The 21046-nt window shown below is 47.0% G+C and carries 17 protein-coding genes and 1 CRISPR repeat array; of the genes, 3 read left to right on the top strand and 14 right to left on the bottom strand.

What is annotated here, in order from left to right:
• Positions 1–192: 192 nt before the first annotated feature.
• Complete coding sequence (locus LOK74_RS17585) at positions 193–855, top strand: FusB/FusC family EF-G-binding protein (RefSeq protein WP_230043311.1); 663 nt, start codon at positions 193–195, stop codon at positions 853–855.
• Between the two features lie 178 nt (positions 856–1033).
• On the opposite strand, the gene pdxR is transcribed toward LOK74_RS17585, so the two are convergent.
• Positions 1034–2521, bottom strand: coding sequence for a MocR-like pyridoxine biosynthesis transcription factor PdxR (gene pdxR / locus LOK74_RS17590; protein ID WP_230043312.1), 1488 nt, complete (start codon positions 2519–2521; stop codon positions 1034–1036).
• Positions 2522–2630: 109 nt separating this feature from the next.
• Between pdxR and LOK74_RS17595 the strand changes: the two genes are divergently transcribed.
• Entirely contained in the window at positions 2631–3542 is a 912-nt protein-coding gene (locus LOK74_RS17595; RefSeq protein WP_230043313.1) for a DMT family transporter, read from the top strand.
• Here LOK74_RS17595 and LOK74_RS17600 read toward each other — a convergent pair.
• The 3 genes from LOK74_RS17600 to LOK74_RS17610 form a co-directional block, all read right to left on the bottom strand.
• A complete protein-coding gene (locus tag LOK74_RS17600; protein WP_230043314.1) occupies positions 3531–4499 on the bottom strand; it encodes a polysaccharide deacetylase family protein in 969 nt (322 codons plus the stop codon). The genes LOK74_RS17595 and LOK74_RS17600 overlap by 12 nt on opposite strands.
• Before the next feature lie 240 nt (positions 4500–4739).
• Positions 4740–5906 carry a YheC/YheD family endospore coat-associated protein gene (locus tag LOK74_RS17605; RefSeq protein WP_230043315.1) on the bottom strand — a complete coding sequence of 389 codons (1167 nt, stop codon included), beginning with the start codon at positions 5904–5906 and terminating at the stop codon, positions 4740–4742.
• Between the two features lie 139 nt (positions 5907–6045).
• Positions 6046–6498: a VanZ family protein gene (locus LOK74_RS17610; protein ID WP_230043316.1), complete on the bottom strand. Its 453-nt coding sequence runs from the start codon at positions 6496–6498 to the stop codon at positions 6046–6048.
• Between the two features lie 354 nt (positions 6499–6852).
• Between LOK74_RS17610 and LOK74_RS17615 the strand changes: the two genes are divergently transcribed.
• The gene (locus LOK74_RS17615; RefSeq protein ID WP_230043317.1) at positions 6853–7344 is read left to right on the top strand and encodes a hypothetical protein; all 492 of its coding nucleotides are present in this window, start codon (positions 6853–6855) and stop codon (positions 7342–7344) included.
• Positions 7345–7418: 74 nt separating this feature from the next.
• On the opposite strand, the gene LOK74_RS17620 is transcribed toward LOK74_RS17615, so the two are convergent.
• The 10 genes from LOK74_RS17620 to cas6 form a co-directional block, all read right to left on the bottom strand.
• On the bottom strand, positions 7419–8132 hold the full coding sequence (locus LOK74_RS17620; RefSeq protein WP_230043318.1) for a YhfC family glutamic-type intramembrane protease: 714 nt from the start codon (positions 8130–8132) through the stop codon (positions 7419–7421).
• 212 nt (positions 8133–8344) lie between these two features.
• On the bottom strand, positions 8345–8893 hold the full coding sequence (locus tag LOK74_RS17625; RefSeq protein WP_230043319.1) for a helix-turn-helix domain-containing protein: 549 nt from the start codon (positions 8891–8893) through the stop codon (positions 8345–8347).
• 208 nt (positions 8894–9101) lie between these two features.
• Positions 9102–11280: direct repeats of the CRISPR family, unit length 30 nt; unit sequence GTTTCAATTCCTCATAGGTACGATACAAAC.
• 204 nt (positions 11281–11484) lie between these two features.
• Entirely contained in the window at positions 11485–11748 is a 264-nt protein-coding gene (cas2, locus tag LOK74_RS17630; RefSeq protein WP_230043320.1) for a CRISPR-associated endonuclease Cas2, read from the bottom strand.
• Positions 11749–11763: 15 nt separating this feature from the next.
• Positions 11764–12768, bottom strand: a complete 1005-nt coding sequence (gene cas1b, locus LOK74_RS17635) for a type I-B CRISPR-associated endonuclease Cas1b (RefSeq protein ID WP_230043321.1) — start codon at positions 12766–12768, stop codon at positions 11764–11766.
• Between the two features lie 3 nt (positions 12769–12771).
• Positions 12772–13269, bottom strand: a complete 498-nt coding sequence (gene cas4 / locus LOK74_RS17640; protein ID WP_230043322.1) for a CRISPR-associated protein Cas4 — start codon at positions 13267–13269, stop codon at positions 12772–12774.
• 33 nt (positions 13270–13302) lie between these two features.
• Positions 13303–15831: a CRISPR-associated helicase Cas3' gene (gene cas3 / locus LOK74_RS17645; RefSeq protein ID WP_230043323.1), complete on the bottom strand. Its 2529-nt coding sequence runs from the start codon at positions 15829–15831 to the stop codon at positions 13303–13305.
• Position 15832: 1 nt separating this feature from the next.
• Positions 15833–16582, bottom strand: a complete 750-nt coding sequence (gene cas5 / locus LOK74_RS17650; RefSeq protein WP_230043324.1) for a CRISPR-associated protein Cas5 — start codon at positions 16580–16582, stop codon at positions 15833–15835.
• A complete protein-coding gene (locus tag LOK74_RS17655; RefSeq protein WP_230043325.1) occupies positions 16579–17646 on the bottom strand; it encodes a CRISPR-associated protein in 1068 nt (355 codons plus the stop codon). The genes cas5 and LOK74_RS17655 overlap by 4 nt, the downstream gene beginning before the upstream one ends.
• A gap of 28 nt (positions 17647–17674) precedes the next feature.
• Positions 17675–19690: a TM1802 family CRISPR-associated protein gene (locus tag LOK74_RS17660; RefSeq protein ID WP_230043326.1), complete on the bottom strand. Its 2016-nt coding sequence runs from the start codon at positions 19688–19690 to the stop codon at positions 17675–17677.
• A 64-nt stretch (positions 19691–19754) separates the two neighbouring features.
• Positions 19755–20486, bottom strand: a complete 732-nt coding sequence (gene cas6 / locus LOK74_RS17665) for a CRISPR-associated endoribonuclease Cas6 (RefSeq protein ID WP_230043327.1) — start codon at positions 20484–20486, stop codon at positions 19755–19757.
• Positions 20487–21046: the final 560 nt, after the last annotated feature.

Here is a 21046-nt window from a genome sequence, read left to right on the forward strand (position 1 = left end):
GGTCGGTAGAGATGGCAAATGATTTTGCCAGATTAAGTAGCAGCCCATGCAAAGCCTGATATTGGGGCGATACTTTGCATGGGGCTGACAGTTCTTGTTACCATTTGTCGCCCCGGGAGAGCTGAATATCGTTTCTAATAATGGGCTTTGCACCTTGTTTTTCTTTCATATAAAAGAAGGGGCTGAAAAACAATGGTCAAACCATTTATTAGAAACCACCAGTTTAACTTGATCAAGAAGCAGATCGGACTGCTGCAGCATGCCTGCAATACCATCTCCGATCCGAAAGTGGTCGAGTCGGTACGATACAGCGTGCAAACTCAAATCATGGAGTCGTTGCCGGATGCGATGGAGCTTCATGATCGGATAGTGGAGGAGATTGAGACGCTACGTACGGCTGGAGACTTCCATCAGTACGTACGTTCATTGGAACCTTATCTGGAGGAGTTTGCGCCAGTCACGCAAAAGCAGCTCAAAAAGCTCTTTCCCAAAAACAAAAAGCTGAAGGTTCCAAACCTCACCGATATCGATTACCGCTCTCTCACCTATCTGGGCTGGACCGACATCGCGACGAACAAAATGTTCCTCGTCTATCATCTAGACGGACAGCTCGTCGGTGTTGAAGGAACATATACCCCGCTGAATAAGAAAAACGCCTGCTTTTTGTGCAATCGGCCCGAGGAGGTTGCGTTGTTTTCGGCGATCACGAAATCGAAGCCGGTTAACGCTTCGCCTGATTACTACAAGGCCATTGGCAACTACATGTGCATCAACAGCGATGTTTGCAACAAGAACATCACGGATGTGACCAGATTGGAGGCATTTGTCCGTGGCGTTGTAGGGGATAAGCGGTGAATAGCATAGGAACACGGAAAAGGGAACATGGAAAAGGGAACATGGACAAGGGAACATGGAACAACTGGAGCCCGCCTTTGATGGCGGGTTCCTTGTGTTTAGAGAGGTCCAGCAGCAGCTCCTAAAGCAAGTGAGGAGTCGGTTGGTGGCGGTGCGGGCGTTGGAGCATTCTTCCGCCTCAGATCGTTGGCAGTTTGCCTGTGTGAGACTGTTGTTCGATCTCCGCTGAAAACAGCTTGCATAGTTCGACGATCCCTTCTGCCAGCTTCTTCTCTTCCGCAAAAGAGAAGCTAATCCGTAGATGGTGGGCTTCCGGTTCGCCCGGATAACAGATGGACCCCGGCATAAAATCGATCTGCCGCTGCCCAGCCGGAAAGATCAGTTCGTCCGCCGACAACCACGTGGGAAGCGTGATCCAGATGTTGCTTCCTCCCTGCGGCACGGTCCAGCTAATCCCCTGTGGAGCGTGCTGCTCAAGCAGGGTGAGTACCAGATTGCGTCGTCTGTGCAGCTTTACCTGTAGCTGTTTGAGATACTTGCTCATCTTGGGTGAGCTCAGCAAAGCGGCGACAACCCGCTGAGTCAGCAGCGGACTTCCCAGATCGGCGAGCGTTTTGGCCGCCGTCAGCCGCGTAAGCACCGTGCCAGAGGCAGCCAATACCGCCACCCTGCAGCCGGGTGCCAGCATCTTGCTGAACCCTTTCAGATAGATGACATGTCCGTGCCGATCCATGCTTTTGATCGTAGGTGGGATCTCGCCGCTATAGGTTAGCTCACCCCATGGATCATCCTCCAGGATCAGACAGTGACAGCTCTCAGCCAGATCGAGCAGTTGAGCCCGTCTGCGCGCGCTCATCACCACGCCTGTCGGATTCTGATAGGTAGGCACCGTGTAGATCAGCTTGGGCGGCTCTCGATCAAGCAATGGGGCAAGCAGATCGACGCGCATGCCTTCTTCATCGACCGGGATAGTCCGGATCGTCGCTCCCCGCCCGCGAAACACATCGATGGCAGCACTGTAGGTAGGAGCCTCGGTGACCACGATATCTCCTGGCCCCACAAAACAGCGGGCAACCTGGTCAATCCCTTGCTGAGCACCGTTCATCACAAGCAGCTCTTCCGGCACCAGTTGCAATCCAAAAGCACGCAGATAGGCCGCTGCCGCTTCCCGAAGGGCCGGATCTCCCTGTACCGGACTATAGGCAAACAAGACAGAAGGGTCGTCACCGACAATCTGCTGAATCGTCTTGGTCCAATCCAGCTGCAGCACCAGTTCAGGCGAGAGGGTAGTCGTCGCCAAGGAGATCGCGGTATCAGGCCTCGCATATTGCAGCTGCCTCCAGAACTGGGCCCTCGGCAGATAATCGGTGATCGCAAGCTGCCAGTCCAACCCGGAGACAGGGCGCTCCTCGACGGCATCATGCCGCTCTTTTCTTCCCACATAGGTCCCTCTGCCATGCACACGGGTGATCAAACCCTCCTGCTCCAGCAGTTCATACGCCTGTACGACTGTCATAAAGCTGACCCTCGCCTGTTGTGAGAGCTGGCGAATCGACGGCAGCGGCGCTCCTTCTTCCAGCAAGCCGGAGCGAATCCGATCAGCCATCTCCTGATACAACTGTCTGACGAGCGGCACACTGGAGCGACGGTCGAGATGGATCGCCATGCTATTCCTCCCCCTAGTGTTATAGTCTGTAATTGACTGTTATAGTCTGTTTTCCGCTATATTCTAGCCAAACAGATTATAACACCAAACAGGTGAAGGAGGCTATGGCATGACGATTTCCGCCTACTTGCTGATGTGCTTGATCTACGGAACGACGTTTCTTGCGATCAAACTGGGGATGATGGAAGGATTCGCCCCGTTTTTCTTCGCCGGGATTCGCTTTGCTGCTGCTGGACTGCTGGTTATCGGCTGCCTATTGGCCGTTAAAGCGGCCCTTCCGCGAAGCAAAAGGGCTTACGTTGATTTGATTCGCCTCGGCATCTGCATGACGTTCCTGCCGTTTGCGGCGCTCTACTGGGGAGAACAACATATCTCCTCTGGATTTGCAGCACTCCTGACGGCATTTGGTCCGATCAGTGTGTTCCTATTCGGTCTGCTGCTGGAACGAAAACGGTCGGCTGCCCTGCAGTGGTTGGGAATCTTGCTGGCTATGTTCGGCCTGTATCTGGTCGTACTGCCCAATCTGGACATCGGCGTCTCCGCTGCCTGGATTCTCTCCGCTGCCGTTATCTTGCTGTCGGAAGTAGCCTATGCCTGGGGAGCAATCTTCTCCAAACGGCTGCTCTCCCAAGGGATTACACCGATGGCCATGAACGGATTTCAGATGTTTTTCGGCAGTCTGGGTTTGCTGCTTCTCTCACTGATTTGGGAGCCTGAGCCATTGCCTTCGGCCGCTACTCCCACCGCGATTGGATCGCTTCTCTACCTGATCCTGTTCGGTTCTCTGGCGTCCGGTCTCTACTACTGGCTGATCAAACGTACCAACCCACTGTTTCCCTCCACCTGGCTGTACGTCTCCCCCGTGATCGCCCTGGTTGTCGGATACCTGGTGCTGGGTGAGCCGATTTATCCACTCAGTGCGGCAGGGACGGTACTGGTCATCGCGGGTGTGGTACTGACCAATCTGCCTGACTGGAAAGATGGGAGGCGCAGGATCCCAACGACTGAATCAACGCGTTAGAGGCGACCCGTTGGGGGGCCCAGACCGAAACCCTTTCGGCAGTTCTAATAATTGGGATACCGTCACAAAGGAGACTCCGTCCGCCTTCAACTTCTCGATGATCTTGGGCAGGGCATCGATCGTTCCGCTCAGATCTTCGCCGTGCCCCCCGGCGCTGTGCTGCAGAATAATCGCTCCCTGCGCGACATTGCTCAAGACGTTGTCGGCAACCTGGTCTGCGCTTAATCCCTTCCAGTCAAGCGAGTCGACGTTCCAATTGACCATCGTAAAGCCTTGACTAGCCAACCACTTGATCTGCTCTTCCTCTATCGCCCCATACGGCGGGCGGATAAACTTGGGGCGATATCCACTATGGCGGGCGATCACATCCTGGGTACGCAAAACCTCCACGTGAAACGGATGTGGTTTCAGCTTTGGCAAGTTAGCGTGGCTATAGGAATGATTCCCCACCTCATGCCCTTCCCTGACCATCCGTTTTACCACCTCGGGGTGGGCTTCTACGCGTTTGCCCACTAAGAAAAAGGTGGCTTTTACATTGTGCTTTTTGAGCACGTCCAATACCCTTGGGGTGAAAACCACATCGGGCCCGTCATCAAAGGTAAGGGCAACCTGGCGTTTCACAGGGGCACCACTCAGTCGGAAGGTAGTCGGATACTTTCTATGTAAATCGGCGAGTGTCATCGGGTGCGGTTCGCGCACGTTTCGTTCCTTGCCCCCGGCCAGGTCGGGAGTCCTCCTCATCTGCTGAGCCAGCTGATTCTGTTGTCTCTGACGCTGCCCCTGTGCCTGCTGCTGCAGTCTCGCCTGCCGATCCATCCGATCAGTCGTTAATGTCTGGCCTTCTGCTCCTTCCTGCCGCGGGGCTTGCTGCGTCTGGGGGCCGACATTCCCCTGACCACAGCCAACCAGAAGTACCACAGCGGTGACGAGGACAAGCCATTTCCGCATTTGTCTCATACCTTGCTCCCTTCCTTTCGTCTGGAGAACTGCCGACCTCTGCCGTCGCTCGTCAGCAACGACCAACTCTTGTCGGTGGCAGGACGCAAAATTTTCCCTTAGTATGCGAATCTGGATGGGGCATTATCCCGGCGAAAAATAAACACTCCCGTACCAGATGGATACGGGAGTAGATTGGCGGAGCTTAGTCCCTTTAGACGCCCATATGGAGTTACCTTAGCAGAACTTACCTCAACGGAGTTACTTCGGTTTCTCCTCCTCGACGAGAGAGTCGCTGGAGATAGCAGGAGTTGGAACGGCTTCATCTTCCAACTTGACGGAATTGACTGCAGCAAGAAGCGCTTTTGGCGTCTTTCCTTGTTTGCCGCTGCGCAAACAGTAACCGGCGTATTGCACGGGCAGGCGAATCGCATCCTCCCGGTTCCCAATCGCAAACACATCTCGAAACGGCAGTTTGCCCGGTTTGATGTTAACCTCGATGATGTAGATATGACCGGTCTTATCGACGGCCAGATCAATGCCAAGATCGGCCTGCGGTCGGCGATAGGCTGCTTCCAGACAAGGCGGGATATACAACGACAGCTCTTCCAGGCGCTGATACAGATGTCGGCTGTGTTTTCGTCCAAACTGGGCCTGCAAGTAAGGAATTACCGGATAGGCAGTACCGCCGTCCATCAGGTTGGACGTCACCTTGCCGCTGGCTCCCTGACGTACAGCCATGCCAACCAACCGCCATTCGCCTTGCTTGTCTTTTTGCATCAGAGAGCGGATATCGTACGCCTTCCCGTCCTGGTTGTAGATGTCAATCCACTTTTGCCCGATATACTGCTCTTTGTGTAACAAGGTGCGAATCCGCTTGGAGAGGTCGGTGGCAGAGGGGACGACGACTTTTTGCAATTCCTTTTCCAACAGGTAGGTGTTTCCCACCTTGCTCAGGCGAATAATCCCCTTCCCTTCTTTACCGTTGATCGGTTTGAGCATCAGTGTGCCATTCTTCTCCAGTAATTGTATGACTTGTCGCGCATTGCGGATCGGTTCGGTAGGGATGAGATGCGGACGAAGCCTGGAGAAGATTGCCAATCGTTTGTGAATTGCCCACTTGTTGCCCAAGCCATAGTTGATGAAGGGCAGAGAAGGCGTACTTTTTATCTTCCGTACCTGGGCGATGGTCTGTGGGCTGCTGTAGTACCCGATGTCATAGGAAATCGAAGGGTAACCCGCCGCTTTTTTCACCAACTCTCCATTCCGTACCGTATAGCCACTCACCCGCTTCCGCTTTACGTCTACGCCCGCTGGAGTAAAGATCAGCACATCGTCAAACCCCTCCTCCCTGGCAACGGTCTCGAACGCTTGGAAAAGGGCACGGTTTGTCAACCGATTGGTCATGACTCCCAACACATTTCCCATAGTCTCACCCGACTTCGTTGTAGTGTAGTTATCCTTATTCAATCTTATTTTGGGTCAGGGCAAAGGGCGCGCCTATTTTTGTGTGGGACAGGGGTTGACATGCAGCGGGTGAGGTGACGATGGGTGCGGCAGGCCTGGATTACGACTGATCGCCTGAGACAGACTTGGTCTCTTGACGCAATCCAAAAATACGTACAAACGGCAACAGACAGAGCAATCCCAGAACCACTCCAAGCAAGTTTAAGATGACGTCGTCGATGTCAAAAATGCCAATGGAGGTGACCAACTGGGTTGCTTCGATGGCCAGCGATGCGGACAGACCTGCTGCTATGGTGAGCAGGACAGACGTCTTGTGGAAGCGGCCCCATACAAATGGAAACAGCCAGCCAAATGGCATAAACAGCAGCACGTTGCCGCCCACGTTGCGAAGTTTGAACGCAAGGGGTTCATCACTGGTGAAGATCGCAAGGATGGTCGGATTCCATTTGATGGTATACATCCCGTAGCCATAAGGTGGATGGGAAAACAGCGTTACGTACAGCAGGAGACAGATGTATACCGCGAAGAGCATCAGGAAGATTTTGCGAAGCATGAAGTGAGCCTCCTCGAAAGTTATCTCAACCAAACAAGCAAAATAATTTACATTTGCATGAATCTCAAAAGATAGCCTCTCTTTTATTCCTGTTTAAAGAGAGGCTTTACCTATCTATATTTATGTTATAAACATTTACGGTTTTTAGTTATCTACATCTCCGTCTCCTTCTATATCACCATCAAATACCTCTTTTCCATCTAGATATTTAGACCAAGTAGTACGATGCTTGCTCATGTAAAAATAGATTTCTCCTTCAGGAACATTAGTGAACGTTCCAATCTGTGTTGTCCCGTCTGGAACATACCTAACTGTTTTGCTATAGCCTGACCCATATAGTGTTTGGTAAGTTCGTTGACAACTATGGTGTCTGCCCAAGATTCTGGGAAGCAAGAAGCCCAAAAAATCAAAATGTTTGAAGTAAGTGAAGAAGAGGCTGCCAAATATGTAATTGATACAGATAAGATTGAATATGCAACACCCGTTGATGGTAATGGGAACAGTATTCGTATTCAAGCGGAATCTATTCCATATTACTTCGATTTTGTGTTTGATTCGAATCTGGTGTCTCAAGATATTTCAAACACAGATGACGGCGCCACTATTTACATAACTTCAGAGGCAGAGTGGCAGGATCCTGAGGCAGAGGATGATTTTGGAGGCAGTGACTACAATTATTTCATGTATTCATCCCCTTTCAAATTATACTTAAAATTTAATCCACTGCATCTATTTTTGTCAACCTTATTTTGGAATATTATGTATGATATTGACTGTTGGTGTCACTCCAGTGTGACGCAAGAGAGGGTCTTATTTCTACACCTCAAAGGCAAGGTACAATCCTAACTTCTCACATCAGTGGTCACAAGAAAGTAGGTAGAGTAGAATAACCAGCAGTCACTGATGTCATTTGAACAGATTCAGGAAAAAGCGAGCAGTCCGAGACTAAGCGTGGCTCCGCCGATCACGGCCACCATCAACTCAGCCAGGATGAGTGATCGACGCATCAGGGAAGCGGCTGCAAAGTTTAGCAGGCTGTGGGCAGGGATCATCACCAGCACCAACAGTGGGTTGGCAGCGACCAGCAGGGTAGCGCCTATATGGAAGCAGCTGGCGAAGATGCGCTCGATCACTCCCCACAAAGGACTTGCGTGCAGCTGTCCCTGTGCTTCCAGAATAGCCTTCACTTCGCGTGACTTGTCATCGTCCCGACGGAGCAGTTGGGTGAGGACGATGCCGTTGACGATCGTGAATAACACTTCGATTGCCGCCCATCCCTGGCCGAGGGAAGCAGCCCAAGGGAGGGATTGAGCCGTGAGCAGGAGGATAATCCAACGAACTGCTTCCTCGAACGGACCGGAGCTTAGGCCGATGATTAGCTGGGCTGATTCTTTGGGCCGCCTTTTCAGGCTCAGCGCAAGCGGCCCGCGAAGCAGCAGCGCGATCCACCAGCCCAGCGCGCCTAGTCCGAACGCTGACCAGATGATGGGGATGCCAGCCGATGTAAAGATCAGCCCAATCACAATAGGTACAGCGACAAATAAAGGAATGCAGGCGTAAAAGGAACGGGACGGATGATGGGTAGACCGCGCCGACGTTCCAGATGCCGACCTTTCAGATGAAGATGCTGTCATCGTACTTCGCCTCCATATGTGTGATCAAGCTCTGGGGTTGTTGCATTTGGCTCTGCGTTTTTTGCATCTGGCTCTGCGTTTTTTGCATCTGGCTCTATGTTCTTGCATTTCTACGGATCTTGCATCCGGCTCTATGGTTCTTACATCAAGTTCTATCGTTCCGACATCAAGCACAACAATCTCTATGGTTTTTACATGAAGCTCATGCGTTTTTACGTTTCTTTCCGTCTATTTCTTGCCGACTCCTTGCTATCTTCTCTCCCGTCTCCAGGAGCGATCGCAGGCGTATTCACTGCGTCTGGATAGAGAATGGTCGTGAAGAGACGGCGACGTCGATCCGGAGAAGGCTCGTTTGCCGCAGCGCGTTGAATCACGTCGCGGATCTCCTCTGTAAATCTGGTGAATTCCTCGTCTGTCAGGTACAGGCCAAACTGTCGGTACCCTACCCCATCTGCCTGCAGGTCGAACGTGTCTTGGCTCAAATACTGCTCATACTGCTGCTGGAGCGAAGCGAGAAACGTCATAAAGTACCGTAGGTGATCCTCCCGGGTCGCGTGTTTCAATTCCTCCGCCGTCAGGTTGGCATTGTGATAGTGAAGCACATACGTCTTTTCCGTGGCACCGCGAATCTGCTGCTCGCTGACGACGGTCAGGATGCCGCTCTCAGACAGCTTGTTGAGGTGGCGGTATAGGCTGGCTTGCGGTATATCAGGCAACCGTTCGGCTAGTTGACGAGCTGTGATTGGTCGGCCATCCTGCATCGCCTGGATGAGGCGGAGGCGGATGGGGTGTAGGAGTATTTCGGCTTTGGGGTCTTTGATGGGGGGTCACTCCTTTTGTTATTGTTATTGATAATGATAGCATTTGGAGGGGGGGTTGTATAGGTGGGAAGGATGATTAAGTAAATTCCTCATAGGTACGATCAACACCACCGGCAAGCACCCGTCTCGCTTCTTTCAATCGTTTGCCGTTTCAATTCCTCATAGGTACGATCAACACGATGAAGTCGGGTATGATGCGGAATGGGATGTGCTGTTTCAATTCCTCATAGGTACGATCAACACCGGACCTTGAACTACTACACGGACGGCAGGTTCTTTGTAGTTTCAATTCCTCATAGGTACGATCAACACCTCGCGGCTGGACGTCGGGTGGTTCATCGCCGACGAAAGTTTCAATTCCTCATAGGTACGATCAACACTCCCCACTGCTTTCGCGCATACTCGCAGTGAATCCAAGTTTCAATTCCTCATAGGTACGATCAACACGTCATAGTGACTGTTACAATGAAGAACATTGGCAGCGAGTTTCAATTCCTCATAGGTACGATCAACACCCCTCTTGAACCTATCGCTCCAATAATGACAATCACGAGTTTCAATTCCTCATAGGTACGATACAAACTCCTAGCGGCCCTGGGAATCCTGGCCAACCCGGAGAAGGTTTCAATTCCTCATAGGTACGATACAAACGCTACTGAATTTCAGACGGTTTGGTTGATGATTAGGGAGTTTCAATTCCTCATAGGTACGATACAAACTCATTTAATTACTTCCTATGAGATTTCCTTATTCCAAGTTTCAATTCCTCATAGGTACGATACAAACAAAGCTGCTAGTTTGTGAGGTCAAAGGCTGCCTTAAGTTTCAATTCCTCATAGGTACGATACAAACGCCCTGCAAGCCTTATTTGTACGTGGAGGCATCAGTTCAGTTTCAATTCCTCATAGGTACGATACAAACCAGCGAATAGTGCCTTGAGCACCTCGCGATAGTACCGGTTTCAATTCCTCATAGGTACGATACAAACCAACGTCTTGGTCCGAACCACCTTCCACTACAACGGGTTTCAATTCCTCATAGGTACGATACAAACTTTGTACTCCCTTACTACAAACCATTCAACAATTATCAGTTTCAATTCCTCATAGGTACGATACAAACCAGATTCATGAGGGGAGGGTTGCCGGATGAATAGAGGTTTCAATTCCTCATAGGTACGATACAAACAAGATCGACTACACATTGGCAATCATGGAGGAACAACTGTTTCAATTCCTCATAGGTACGATACAAACTCATTTGGGGAGTTGGAGTACGTGCTTGTCGAGGAGTTTCAATTCCTCATAGGTACGATACAAACACAAAAATGAGGCATAATCAACCGGCTTGCGAGGAGTGGTTTCAATTCCTCATAGGTACGATACAAACCCCATTGTACATTTTACGCCCTGGAGTGACAACATGGAGTTTCAATTCCTCATAGGTACGATACAAACAGATGAGATCGAACGTGTTGCAAGATGGGAACAGATTGGTTTCAATTCCTCATAGGTACGATACAAACATGGTTTGGGAGAGGTTGAAACGATGAAACGCAAATGTTTCAATTCCTCATAGGTACGATACAAACCAAGAGAGCTGAGCGAGGAAGAAGAAGCGGAAAGGTGTTTCAATTCCTCATAGGTACGATACAAACCACGAAATGGGGTTCATTTCAGAGGGGTTATCGCAAGCGTTTCAATTCCTCATAGGTACGATACAAAGCACTCCAAACAACGCGCTAAGATACTCGATAGTTTTGTTTCAATTCCTCATAGGTACGATACAAACGCGAACAAAAAGGGAACATATTGTAAAGGTTTTGTCGAAGTTTCAATTCCTCATAGGTACGATACAAACTAGGATTGGTCAACGGATTGGTCATGACATTGGTCAGTTTCAATTCCTCATAGGTACGATACAAACCAAAAAAACGATACAAGGTGGAACTGTGGGATAGGGAGTTTCAATTCCTCATAGGTACGATACAAACGAGCAATAGATCGAATCAACCAACTGATCGAGAAACGTTTCAATTCCTCATAGGTACGATACAAACTACGGTTGAAAACATGGGACCAAATGATCGGGTGGCAAGTTTCAATTCCTCATAGGTACGATACAAACCTGCTTGGAAAGCGTTACGCCATGTGGAAAGAAAACGTGTTTCAATTCCTCATAGGTACGATACAAACTCTGCGCTGCGTTCTTGTTTTCATCCACCGATTGGGTTTCAATTCCTCATAGGTACGATACAAACTAAAAAGAAAACCCAGTCATTCGACTGGATCAAGAAAGTTTCAATTCCTCATAGGTACGATACAAACCCCAAAAAAGGTCGATAAAATAATAATCTGCCCTACTCCACTACACTGCTCTCTTAAGAATACCATTAGCAGCAAAACTTTAATTACATCCCCATCTCATTCAATATTGCACATTTCCTGCTGTTATCTCCCAAATCCCTTCTTGTCGTCGATCCCCCGGGTTTTCTACGCTACTGGGGATCGACGACAAAAACGTACACGAACTCACAATATATTCTCATCTCCGCCCTTCTTCAAACCAAATTCTTCACGAGAAGTGTATTTAGTGGAGCGAAATGTATAGAAAATAACTGAATCTTCCTCTGGGTCCATTAACATCTTCAATTCTGCTTTGAGTTTGACAAAATTAGCTTTGGAGATTTCCCCTTCCAATACAGAGTTTTGAACCCAGTGTAAATATTTTCTCGCAATTTTTAGTGCCTTACCTACCCGCTTTTCCGCAAAATCGTAGACGAGAATGACAAACAATTCTAATACCTCCCCTCACCACAGTGATTGATAGGGCACGTACTCTTTTTCTCCCAAAATGTGTTTTTGAATCTTGTAAAGCTCCAGTCGAATCATACGGCGATAAGAAACAGATTTACCCAAATGCCGGTGATTAACCGTCGTCTGCATTCGCTTATCAAGTTCACTTATGAAGGTCTTCTTACCCGATTCAGAGAGAGTAATCCCGTCAATATGTTTGTCGAAGTCTTTCTTGGTCAGCATTTTCTTGTTGATCAAGGTGAATATCAATCGGTCCACTACAATCGGCTTAAAGATTTCTGCTACGTCTAGGTTGAGGGAAAATCTGCGGAAGTTGGTTGAATGCAAGTACCCGATCCGAGGGTCTAAATACGTTTTGTATACTTCACTTAGCACCATCGTATAACAGATTGAGTTGCCAAAACTGATTAACGCATTTAGGCGGTTAAGAGGCGGTCTTTTACTTCTTTTCTCAAACGGAAAATCAGGATTGCCTATGATATAGTCGAACGCGCTGTAATACTTCTCTCGGGCGTGACCCTCAACCGCCATGATTTCTTCGATTGATCCTGCATCGGCTAAAGGCTTGGCTGTATCCTTAAACTGTGCGAGCAACTGAGTCAGCACTCCCGTCCCAGATCCAACTCTGCCAGTGTAGTATTTCAAAACCTGGCTCATCTGTCCGATGGAACCATGAACAAACTTTCGCGCTAACGTCATTCGCTTGTCGCTATCTATGTAATGCTCCGCCTGCTTCATCACCACATGACCGGCGTTCTGATGTTCACGAGGGTAAAACGAACCAACATAATAACCATAATGATTGAAATAATGAAGGCACACTTCCTTCTGTGAGACGAACTCCAGGAATCGCTTGGATACGTCTACTTCACCAAAGATGTAGATGTCATTGGTATCCTCAATGGGAATATACTTTTTACGTTCCTCGCTTTCAAAATAAAGACTATTGTCCTTGCGGCGCAACTCACCGCTCTTGAAGATATAGAGTGTTTTCTTCATCGCTCAACCCTCCGCCCAACAGTATTCCCGATAAGCGCAGTTGCGGCAAAAGCTTATTTTTTCAGGGAGTGGCGGAACTGGATGGCGTGCAATGATGCGAATTTCTTCTACGGCCCGGTCCAATTGCCGCTCTGCTTCCGATGTCAATTCAACTGTTTCTCTCCTCTTTTCTTCAGGAAAAAGGAGTTCCCCGCGTGCCACAATGCCCATTTTTTTCAATGTTTGAAGGTAATACAACAATTGATACCGGGAGCTTTCAAGATAACGAGAGGACTTCTTAACTTCACCAATCACTAGCTGTCCGTCCTCTCTACGGACTCTATCCACCTTTATGTTGCCTATCAGAACCTCCTGTTTATTTCTCTGGTACGTCTGTTCATTGATAAAACGGCCGATATCCATATTCTCGTCATCCTGATCGGCGGCAATGTTGTGTGCGATGAGCCATACTTCGCGTTTACAGATGAAATAGTACCAGATGTGGGTACCGGTGACATCCATTACAAACTCCACCCAATCACACCTCCTAAAACGTCACCACATTCTAGCTTCCTCTACTTCTCCATAACCGACCTCCAGGTGATAATAATCTTCGATCTGGTTACGAGGAACCCAATAGAAGGAAGACTCTACGCCTCCTCTAATTGAGAATGGTAGTGGTTTTGTCTGTTGAAATCTCGAATAACGAATCTGCACCATATATTCGCTCATCCGACTGAGAAGTAAATCAATCAGTGCTTTACGCTGATAAGGTGATAACCGCTGATCACCACCAATTGGTATACTTTCCCCAATAACATCTGATATAAAGGGAATGTCCAGTTCAGAAACTGATCGAATCATTTGGTATACATCTGCTAACCTTTCCGCCTCTTCATCCAACTCTACGAACACTTCTACAACACTTTGGTCATCAGGAATCAGTTGAAATTGTGAGATCTTCTCGAAATGTAAAGACATCACCCCGTCTTTCCATAATTCAATCGATTCTTGGGAGAGGTAATCGGCCATCTGCCGATAATAAGTATCGATCATTTCCAGATAATCCGGTTCGTTGATTTCTTCATGCTGCTGCAACAATTTTTTCGTACGATCCAAATGATGCAGTTGATAGATCCATTGATGATCCTTTTCCAGTTGGACGACATATACGGGACATGCAAGAGTCTTCCCGTCCCTATCTTTCCTGTTAGCATTACGATTCACTCGTCCTGCCGTTTGAATGATGGACTCTAGTGGAGCAAGATCCCTGTAACCTACAGCAAAATCCAGATCTACGCCCGCTTCAATCGTCTGCGTTGAGATTAGTACGACTGCCTCACCGCTTTGCAAACGGCTCTTCACTTCACTGATCACTCGTTTACGTTCTTTGGGAATCAAGTTTGTGGAAAGATGATAGACGGTCGCCTGACCCTCTAACCTTTCTTTCATACTTTGATATAGAGCAACACAACGATTAATCGTATTCACCACCACAACAGCCGATCTGTCTTCCCATGTTTGCTGAAAGAAATCAAGAAACGTATCGGTGGTATAAATCTGGTGAAAAGAAGGAATCAGTTTGGTTCGGGTCTCAAGCTTATAGTACTCCGCATAATCTGGCAGCAGTTGAATTACACCAGGTTGATCGGTTGTTTCGTGTATACAGGTGGGCAGCTTTCTATTCACGTGCTCTAACAACCTTTGTCCCATTTCCAATAGAAATGGCTGGGTGGCGGACATCAGGATAAAACGAGTACCAAAATAATCCGCCATTTTGATGATGATAGCACCGACCAGCGGCATGTATTTTTCCGGGATCGACTGCACTTCATCTAAAATCACAATACTGCCGGCCAACTTATTTATTTTTTTCAGCTTGGCGTTATTCCCTGTCAATAAAGATTGGAACAATTGAACAAATGTTGTCAGCACCACATCGCCTTCCCAAGATTCCACCTCAAGCATCGATTTTTCAATGGGTATCTCTCGGTCCTTACTACCGTACTCCACTAATCGTTTGTCCGACAAACGATGATGAATGTTTAAAATGCCCCGATTTTTCAACACTTCGGCGTAATCCTGTTTTGTCTGCTCAATAATGTTGATAAACGGTATCGCCGTTATGATTTTTGGAGCGTATCCATATTTTTGGCACAACCGCTCATTTAAACGTAGGGCGGCCTGTAAAGAAGTTAATGTTTTACCAATACCGGTCGGTGCGGTCAATGTACATATCCGTATGGTGTGAAGATCCTGATCGCTAATCCTGTCAATCTGAGACAGCACCGTGCGGCGTGCTCGCTCACGGGCATCGTTGATCTCAGAGTTCTGGTTCTGATTTTTAACCTGTATGTACTCTGAAACCAACTGCGGATGTAACATGGATCGGTCTCGCTTCACCAGATCCGCTGCGCTTGATTTATCTTTGTCTACTAATTGGGAGAAGCAATAGATCATCAAAAAATACCATCGCTCATGCGCATGGTGCATCTGTATTCTTTTCACGCTCCGCATAAATTTTTTGTCTTCAAGAGTACTCTCTGCATTTCGCAAGAGCCTCTGAATATCCTGTTCAGAAATCCCATAGACCTGCGATAGAATTTTCCCTTTTGCGTGCAAATTTTTGGTCTGCTCGGCTATTTCTGATTGCATGGTAGGCAAATCTTCCAGATGAAAAAGGCCATCTGTAGAGAGTTTGTTATGGTGCTTTCGAATCATCACATAAAACAGGAAGTACAGGATGTCTTTCATCCTCTCATCAATACCTACATCAGCAAATCCATCTATCATATAGCGGTAAAACAATACTGCCGATACATGGGCGTGATTCTGGTAATTGGAGCGGCGGTCGTACACAAGATAATTCTGAAAATAATCCGTATACTTTCCGAGATCGTGAAAATACCCCTGCAATTCTAACAGTCTTTGGATTTGTTCACTGTTCACCACATCAAAGTGCAGAAAAGGCGGCACACTGTTCCGTGCCGCCTCTGCCACCTCTTGCAGATGTACTTCCAATTGCTTGGTCTTTCCAGTTCTTTTATCGTAATGAGAGTAGTATGGTTGGTTATGCGACATCATGCTACGCCTCCATCCAAGTAATAATCCTTTCATCAGACAATCGAACAGCGCGATGCACTGTTGCATGGACGGGGGATGCCGAAGCATTGATCATAAAGTTGCCTTTGCTGGCGATTGTTCGATCATTATGGAAATGAATCGGCATATCTTCCTTCTGTAAATGCAGCTCGTATTCATGATTGACCAGATTTAGTTTACTAATGTTTGAAACAGGGATGACGGAGTGGATAAATGCTTCCGCTTGCCCCTCTTCTTCTCCCTCCAACACCTTTCCATCCTCAACCCACCCTACATGCTGAGCCGTTCCGAGCGCTGCTGATACCCCCCGCGTCAAATAACCATATTTTAGTCTGAGCTGGGCATATAAGTTATCCATAATGCGCTGGTTTTGGTGATGAAACCATACCTCATAGTCCAAAAAACCATGACGAAGATGAACAGGTGTGATGATTTCTGTCGGCGTTTGGCTGTGAAATGGTTGCGACCCATTCAGATCATTGGTGCTTTTGATCATGAGCAAACTAACAGTTTGAATATTCTTCTTCTGCGGGCTTTGTATTCCTACAGCAACAGAACATTGAGCAGGGGCAAATTCATCGTAATAGCTGTCTCTCTCATATCCTAATAATCCGGCTATGAATCCGATGATAGTGGTTCGTGGTGGTATGGAATAGGATAGCGCTGAGGAATTGGAATAGTATCGCCGGAAGTGCGCCATTTTCCCCCGGATATGGAAATTGAGAATTTTCATCGGTCGATCCCGGCAAGCTCTACGGGTGCCCATAAGTCAACCATTTGATCAATGTCCACACGAAGAATGTTGCTCACCTTTAAGACAGGATGAAACCAGCCTACCACTCGGTCAATATAACCTGCTTGTTTCATATACTGCACCGCTTCAACTAGCTCACTGTCGTCAAGGCTTAAATCAGAAAAAGAACGAATGGGTTGTTGTTCGTTGCACCCCACTTTCAGAAAGCGGCGTAAGTCACCCAGGAATCCGTCAAAAGAAGGGGTATATTGGATTTCCAAATAAAACAAAGGAGTCTGCCCTTGCTTGCTATCCGTTTGATTCATCAGCATCCCCTGAACCAACGAAGCGCGGAATAGCTCCCGATCCTGTTCAGTCATGCCTGTCAATCTAGCACTTAATTTGTTAATCGTTCCTGAATGCATGAACAGGCCATAATGCAATTTATGTTTTTTACCGAAGGTGGAGTTGTCCTCGTTCATAATCGATGAGATCGTATTGGACTTTACCAAATCAACGGGGTGCATGCTGTATCCCCAAGTTATTTGAACAGGTCCTGTAAATGTTCGAGATACATTGTCTACTGCCATCGCACTGCCAAACAGGCGGATATCGATCAATTCCTTTTGAATCAGTTGGGTTATAAACAAATTGTTGAACAGCCCGAACTCCTTTTTATCCTTCTGGAAGTCCTTGTCCTGGTATACATCCAGATACGTCGTCTTCTTGCTTTTTTTGGACAACTTTTCCCAAAGCTCTTTTAATTCGGCGTTCTCATCAAAGAGTGCCATCATCTTTTGGTCATCCGTCAGCCACTGATTACGGTAATGTTCCAGCATTTTTTCCATCGTTACTTTCTGTTCACGCAATGTATCGACGAAGATGGGCATCCCCTTGGCTTTAAAGAAGTTGCGACAATCTCTTTTACGACGAGCATCGCTAACCAATGCTGTCTTCGTTTCATAATCCATCCTTGGCTTGTTTTCCTGATCCGGATCACCGTTGGGATTACTCATGTTCGCCTCAAAAGCAAACAGAAAATCGCTGTTATTGTTAATGATCACGGTATTCACTCCTTCTACTGAAAATGATTTATTCAGAGGTTACTGCCATGTTACCTTCATCCATCGATTGTGTGTTGGCATCACCTTCATGATCGGATGACTTTGGAGGGTGGAATGCATATCCTGCCATGATATAAAACAGATGCGCTTGATCGGTGAGTGCCTTCGATTCGTCGATAGTACCGAAGTAATGGTTAAACATTTTGATATACTGCTCATTTTCCATTGTCATCTTGTCATATTGATGAAGTTTCTCTATTACTGCTTGATAAAGCCAGACTACCTCACGCTGATTCATTCCTTGAAATGATAGCTTGTTCAGTATCGGTTTGGTTTTATGCTTTTTTTGATACTGCGCCTGTGCAACACTTCGCAGCAGTACGCCAACATAGAATAAAGCTCGCGGCATGCTGTCAAACGACTGAGCTTCGAGAAAAGCTTCAATCTCTTGAACGTTCTTGCTCATTCCAGATAAATCCACCTTCATCACTCCCCGGTTTTGAAATACATCCCGATCCAAGATGCTCAATTCCTGGCAGGTTTGCAGCAGACAGAGGTAGCTCATCGTTAGTCTCTTGAAATAAAAATCTTCTTGATCGGGAACAAAGGACTGCCAGCCAAGATTGGTGAATTGGCTACCTTGCTTCTTTCGAATTTCTCTGAAGCCTTTCTCTATCGCCTCGGCTGCATATCCGAACAGGACATTGGTTTCAATCGTCGTTTTGGAAAACAACGATTGGTAAATAGAAAGAACACGTTGAATATCCAACTGATCGCCAGATTTGTTGGTCCGAACCGGGATCATGCGGTAAATGGTATTCAGTGACATCGAACGGATATGGGGGGAGAGCTTTTCCACTTGTTTTCCCAATGTATATAAAATCCGAACGATGTGCATCGTGGGAACGTCTTCAATCGTTTTCAACACGGTAACCGAATTACCATCCGTGCGATAAATGAAGAAATGGATCACATACGCTTCTGCATTTGTAAAATCATCCATTGCAGTTTCCAGTTGATCGTCCAGTTCTTGCGCCAAGCCTTTCTTAAAAAATAAGTCTGCTCCCTGCTTTAATGCAGTCAATTGGTTATAATTGAAATCATCCAGCAGTCCTTCGGGAAGAATAAACGCTCTCTCACCAGCAATGCGAGCAGAAAAACTTCCTGTCACCTTTTTTTCGCCAAAGAGCAGATCCTGAAAGCACGTACTGCAAATAGCATAGCTATCGTCATAGTGCTTTTTGTCGATGTTCTTGGCGTAATTAAAAGTAGTGGTGGCAAATATTTTGTTAATTCCCGACCGACTGAGTTTGGTTGTTAATTCGCTAGACACATCTGCGCTTTTGTTATGACAGATATAACAAAACTTCTCAGCCTTATTATTGCTTGTCCCTTCAAGATTTTGTTCTTTTTTCGTAACAGCTACATAATCGGGGTGCTGGGCAAGGATAATCGTTTTCTGATTATAAATGACTCTCGGAACAACCAAAGCAAAGGTGTCATCTTTGTTCTCCCATTGCAGGACATAGCGTAAAAAGTCTTCTGCCTTTCTGGTCGTTCCATCGACGACAATATTGTTTTTCTCGTCAATCCAGGCACTTAATAGCCCTTTAATCATCCCAAGATTGACCGTACCTGTTCCTTTTTTATTGCCAAGATGAATCACTTTCTTCTGGTTCATTTCCGCAAGTAAGGCACCTAACTCATTTTCGAGAAGATCGTGCTTTTTGAGCACTAGATACAAATCGCTAAACACCGACTTTAACAAATAATGAGCAGAGTTGGCTTCACGAGTAACGTAATACTGCATTCCAGCGGCCGAGTTATTACCAAAGTAATGATACTGGTAAGGAGCGCTTTCAGAGTATGGTATCGGTTCTTCAAAACGAATTTCTTGATTGTCTACATCTATGGTCATAAAAAGAATGTACGCATGATCTCCATCGACATTTAGCGGTTTTACCAGCATAGCCAATTCACTAGAATCACCAATCTCTTGTTTGGCTGCTTGGCCGATCTTCGCCGTTAGCTGCGGTAAATTCACTAGATCACCTCCCGAAATACTATAGAAGGAAGTTCATGAAAATCCTAAGGAGTCTCGTATGCGGCTAGCACACTCTTACCATCCCAAAGCCCATCGAATTCTTGCTTCCTAGACCTGTATCCACTGCCGTCTGCAACAACCTCTGATCACCTCGTAAGTGAAACCTCCCACTGTATGCTTCAATCACGGTTGATTTGTAAAAGGTGACATGCTTTTTGTGGGTTCCAATCTCTTGGATGTCGATTGGCTCGAACTCTGTCTCCTCTCCGTATATCAGTTTGGCCTTGCGTACCAGGTTCTCCGAGACGATTCTTTTGAAGTCACTTGTTCTTGGAGGAAAGTACAAGGTATACTTCCTGCCATCAGGCCGCAAGAGAGTGGAGTAGGCCACTACAGGGGACAACGTCTGTACCTTGATTTCATCCTGTTCAACGTTGATAGAGGACGTTTCCACCTCTGTTACCCGTAACTGCTGCCTTCCAAGCTGGATTCCGTCTCGCAAAAAAATCTGGGCCATATCATGGATAAACTGACTGACAGGAGAGGAGATGAATAGATAGGCCGGAGCTTGGAAGCGGAGTATTTTCTGGGATGGGACATAAGTGTAGGAACCGATCATGCGTGAGAACACAAACAAGGGGAATCTCCTCTTATCGATTACATATCCCTGATTGTGCAGGAAGGATGCAAACTCCGGGCTCAGGTTGCGGTAGATCGCCGCCTGAATCATGTGATTGTAGTGCACGGGTAGTTCTATGGTCCCGCACTCGGAATGAAGGGTTAGTTTGAATCGCATTGAAACGGCTCCTGTTCCGTTTGTCATGGCTTATCAGATTTTGTAATTTGGTGCTATTTTACCATAGGGAAATGGGGATGTGTGGAATATTTGGAAATTGTTCGAGAGATTTTTCTGATTAGTTAGTGATTTGATTAGTTAGTGATTTGATTAATAGCGATAAATCCGGCTATCATTTAGAGAGGGGCATGCACTACATACAGTACATATTGTTGACGTCGCAAGTACTGCATACAGTGCATGCCATCACCAGAGACCTTTTGCAGAAGGTCTCTTATTTTTGTCTTGGATGTCTTCTCCAATACTGCTTGACATATACCGTCTTAGGTTCCCCATGATGCGCTCGACTACGAGTATGTTGTCGAACGAATACTTCCCTCTCCCTCAATCACTTCCCTTCTAGTATGTATTAAAGAAAACATTCCTGTTCTTTAGTACACAGTTTAGAGCATTTCCATTCTTTTGTCCAGCAGATTTTGGAAAAAGTCTTTTTAAAGTAGTTATACCCTCTTGAAGCGGTTCAAAAATATGAGTAGAATAAATAAGTCCATTACCTATAA

It is taken from the genome of Brevibacillus humidisoli (assembly GCF_020923435.1).
Lineage (GTDB): Bacteria > Bacillota > Bacilli > Brevibacillales > Brevibacillaceae > Brevibacillus_E > Brevibacillus_E humidisoli.

What these genes read in the sequence shown, in the direction of transcription:
- cas6 (WP_230043327.1), bottom strand. Translation starts at nt 20,486, where the DNA reads ATGCGATTCAAACTAACCCTTCATTCCGAGTGCGGGACCATAGAACTA.
- LOK74_RS17595 (WP_230043313.1), top strand. Translation starts at nt 2,631, where the DNA reads ATGACGATTTCCGCCTACTTGCTGATGTGCTTGATCTACGGAACGACG.
- LOK74_RS17610 (WP_230043316.1), bottom strand. Translation starts at nt 6,498, where the DNA reads ATGCTTCGCAAAATCTTCCTGATGCTCTTCGCGGTATACATCTGTCTC.
- pdxR (WP_230043312.1), bottom strand. Translation starts at nt 2,521, where the DNA reads ATGGCGATCCATCTCGACCGTCGCTCCAGTGTGCCGCTCGTCAGACAG.
- LOK74_RS17625 (WP_230043319.1), bottom strand. Translation starts at nt 8,893, where the DNA reads ATGCAGGATGGCCGACCAATCACAGCTCGTCAACTAGCCGAACGGTTG.
- LOK74_RS17605 (WP_230043315.1), bottom strand. Translation starts at nt 5,906, where the DNA reads ATGGGAAATGTGTTGGGAGTCATGACCAATCGGTTGACAAACCGTGCC.
- cas3 (WP_230043323.1), bottom strand. Translation starts at nt 15,831, where the DNA reads ATGATGTCGCATAACCAACCATACTACTCTCATTACGATAAAAGAACT.
- LOK74_RS17585 (WP_230043311.1), top strand. Translation starts at nt 193, where the DNA reads ATGGTCAAACCATTTATTAGAAACCACCAGTTTAACTTGATCAAGAAG.
- cas4 (WP_230043322.1), bottom strand. Translation starts at nt 13,269, where the DNA reads ATGGATGTCACCGGTACCCACATCTGGTACTATTTCATCTGTAAACGC.
- LOK74_RS17600 (WP_230043314.1), bottom strand. Translation starts at nt 4,499, where the DNA reads ATGAGACAAATGCGGAAATGGCTTGTCCTCGTCACCGCTGTGGTACTT.
- cas5 (WP_230043324.1), bottom strand. Translation starts at nt 16,582, where the DNA reads ATGAAAATTCTCAATTTCCATATCCGGGGGAAAATGGCGCACTTCCGG.
- cas1b (WP_230043321.1), bottom strand. Translation starts at nt 12,768, where the DNA reads ATGAAGAAAACACTCTATATCTTCAAGAGCGGTGAGTTGCGCCGCAAG.
- LOK74_RS17620 (WP_230043318.1), bottom strand. Translation starts at nt 8,132, where the DNA reads ATGACAGCATCTTCATCTGAAAGGTCGGCATCTGGAACGTCGGCGCGG.